The organism is Mesorhizobium sp. M7A.F.Ca.CA.003.01.2.1 (assembly GCF_003998945.1).
Taxonomy (GTDB): domain Bacteria; phylum Pseudomonadota; class Alphaproteobacteria; order Rhizobiales; family Rhizobiaceae; genus Mesorhizobium; species Mesorhizobium ciceri.
The window spans coordinates 1-2,963 of sequence record NZ_RZRA01000736.1 but is presented as its reverse complement, the minus strand read 5'-3'; the positions used below and the strand labels follow the sequence as shown (position 1 = coordinate 2,963).

Genomic DNA, 2,963 nt, shown 5'->3' with positions numbered 1-2,963 from the left:
CGGATGTCTTGTCGCCATCCGCCGTCTTCTGCTCAGCGGCCTTGGCGGCATCGGCGGCCTTGCGGCTCTTGTCGGCCTGCGCTTCGAGCGAGGCGATCAACTCTTTCAGGCTGCCGGCCTTGGCCGCCAGCGCTTCGGATCGCTGCTTTTCCGCGGCCATTTGCGTTTGCGTGTCGGCTTCGAGCTTCTGCTTGGCCTCCAGCAGCATGCCGAGCCGCTTCTTTTCCGCCGTCTGGTCGCCGACCGCCGCCGTCAGCCGCGCCCGTTCGGCCTCGATCGACGCCGTAATCCTGGTCTGTTCCTTGAGATCGGCAAGCAGGCTATCGGTCTGCTGGCGCAGTTCCGGCACCACCGCGCCGAGCAGGATGGCGCTGCGCACCGACGACAGCGCGTCCTCGGGCTTGACCAGGATCGCCGGCGGCGGGTTGAGGCCCATGCGCTGCAGCGCGCCCAGCACTTCGGCCAGAACGTCGCGCCGCGCCATCAGCGAGGCGCGGATCTTCTGTTCCTGGCCCTTCAACCCTTCCAGCCTGGCGCCGATGTCCTCGATGTCCTGGCCGAGCTTCTGCTCGGTCATCGCCGACTGGATCAATGCGGCGGTGATCGAGGCGTGATCCTTCTTGATCGTCGCGATGTCGGCGGAGAGCTTGGCCAATCGTTCCGACGACAGCGTGATCTCCTTCGAGACCCGTTCATATTCGGCCCGGCTCTGGTCCGGATCGGGAGCCAGGTCGAGCGTGTTTTCCGCCCGCCCCGCATGCAGCGACAGCACAAGCACCGCCGCCGCGATTCCGCAGCGCGCGCGCCATGAGCCCGTTCTTGATTTTCTGTCTTCAGACATTGAAGCCCGACTCTATGCGTGGCTTCGTTAACGAACAATCAACCATGTTCGAAACCGCCCACTCGATGCAATGTTACGTTGGCATTGGGGCGGAAATCCGGGTGTGTCGCACCAATTCACCGGCTTACGAGCGATGGTAGGGATGTCCCGAAAGGATAGTGGCCACACGATAAAGCTGCTCTCCCAGCATCACGCGCACCAGTTGATGCGGCCATGTCAGCAATCCGAACGACATCACCAGTTCGGCCTGGTCGCGCAGCGACTGATCGTGGCCGTCGGCGCCGCCGATGGCGATGATCAGCGCCTTGCGGCCACCGTCACGCAACAGGCCGAGGCGCCCGGCGAAATCTTCCGAGGAAAAGCTTTTGCCGCGTTCGTCGAGCAGGATCAGGGCGGTGCCGGGCTGCAACTGCGTCTGCAGTTTCTGGCCTTCCTCACGCCGGCGCTCGTTGGCAGTCTGGCCGCGCCCCTCGGCTATTTCGGCAATGCCGCCAAATTCAAGCCCCACCGCCGGGCCGCTCTTGGCGAAGCGCTCGAAATAGCGGTCGGCCAGCAGCTTCTCGGGGCCGGCTTTCATCCGGCCCACGGCATGAACTGATATCTTCATCCTTGCCTTGTAAGCCGCGCGAACGACTTAGTGGAGCGTTTCTTCCTCGAGGTCCGGCGCCTGCCACATCTTTTCGAGATTGTAGAATTCGCGGACTTCGGGGCGGAAGACATGGACGATGATGTCGCCAGAATCGATCAGGACCCAGTCGGCGCCGGACAGCCCCTCGACGCGCGCGGTGCCGAGACCGGCATCCTTGATCGCTTTGAGAAGATGATCGGCGACAGCCGCGACATGACGGTGCGATCGGCCCGAAGCGACGACCATATAGTCGCCGAGGCTCGATTTCCCCTGGATGTCGATGGAGACAATATTTTCGGCCTTGGAGTCTTCCAGACTGGCAAGGACTGTCTTGATGGCGCGGGACACGGCGTCGTCTACGCTGATCCTGGCCGGCGAAGGCATGATATCGGCCTTCTTCCGCAGTGCTGTTCTCAGTGTATTTCCTTTCGCAGCAAGAACAACCAAATCACCCCTTGAAGCAGGTGACACCACTTAGATAGGCAGAGTTCCCTGACAGTTTCAAGACGGGACCCTGCCTCGCACGAACGTATTGTCGCTCCTGTGGTTCCGCCGCACACCGGAAAAGATCGGAACCCTCGCCGTCGGCATGGGTTATCGGCTCACCGACCAACCGGATTTCCCCCATGCCGATCGACCCGCAAAACGCCTTCCTCAGCGTCCAGGCTGGCCTCGCCCAACTGAGCACGCTGATTGTTTCCTACTCCTTCTCGGCCATCGGTGCCGTTATCCTCTTGATCGTCGGTTATATCGTCGCCGGCCTTGCCGAACGTTCGATCTTCGCCGGTCTCGGCCATATCCATGGTTTCGACGCGACGTTGCGGCATTTCTTCTCCAAGATCGTCCGCTATGCCATCCTGATCCTCGTCACCATCATGGTGCTCGGCCAGTTCGGCGTGCAGACGGCCTCGATCATTGCCGCGATCGGTGCCATTGGCCTCGCCATCGGCCTGGCGTTGCAAGGCACGCTGCAGAACATCGCGGCCGGCATCATGCTTCTGGCACTGCGGCCGTTTCGCATCGGCGAGTCCGTCGAGGTCGGTTCGATTGCCGGTACGATCGAGGAGATCGGCCTGTTCGCAACCAAGCTCAGGACGGCCGACGGGGTCTACATATTGGCGCCCAACTCGACGCTGTGGAACCAGCCGGTGCGCAACTTTTCGCGCAACGGGGTGCGCCGCAGCGACATCACGCTGAGCATCGGCTCCTGGAACGACATCGACCGCGCTCAAAAGACATTGCTTGCCATTGCCGCCGCCGAACGGCGGGTCAAGCGTGAGCCGGCACCGATCGCTTTCGTCGCGACATTGGGCGATAGCACCGTTTCGATTGCCTTGCGCTACTGGACATCGTCGGCGGACTTCTTCGCCACCCAGACCGATCTCACCAAGCGCGCCAAGCAGGAATTCGATAGCGAAGGCATATCGATCCCGCTGCCGCCACCGGAAGCCCCGTCGCCGGAAGCCCGTCGACAATAGTCGGGTGGCTCAGTGC

3 protein-coding genes and 1 pseudogene are annotated in these 2,963 nt (G+C 62.3%); 1 reads left to right on the top strand and 3 read right to left on the bottom strand.

All coding sequences use genetic code 11. The features are described from left to right. The 3 genes and pseudogenes from EN969_RS24615 to rsfS form a co-directional block, all read right to left on the bottom strand. Positions 1–841: pseudogene (locus EN969_RS24615) on the bottom strand (hypothetical protein); the annotation flags it as partial. Positions 842–965: 124 nt separating this feature from the next. Further along, positions 966–1,448, bottom strand: a complete 483-nt coding sequence (gene rlmH, locus EN969_RS24610; protein WP_013529074.1) for a 23S rRNA (pseudouridine(1915)-N(3))-methyltransferase RlmH — start codon at positions 1,446–1,448, stop codon at positions 966–968. Positions 1,449–1,475: 27 nt separating this feature from the next. After that, positions 1,476–1,853, bottom strand: a complete 378-nt coding sequence (rsfS, locus tag EN969_RS24605) for a ribosome silencing factor (RefSeq protein ID WP_013529073.1) — start codon at positions 1,851–1,853, stop codon at positions 1,476–1,478. A gap of 242 nt (positions 1,854–2,095) precedes the next feature. On the opposite strand from rsfS, the gene EN969_RS24600 reads away from it, so the two are divergent. Then, positions 2,096–2,947, top strand: a complete 852-nt coding sequence (locus EN969_RS24600) for a mechanosensitive ion channel domain-containing protein (protein WP_013529072.1) — start codon at positions 2,096–2,098, stop codon at positions 2,945–2,947. Positions 2,948–2,963: the final 16 nt, after the last annotated feature.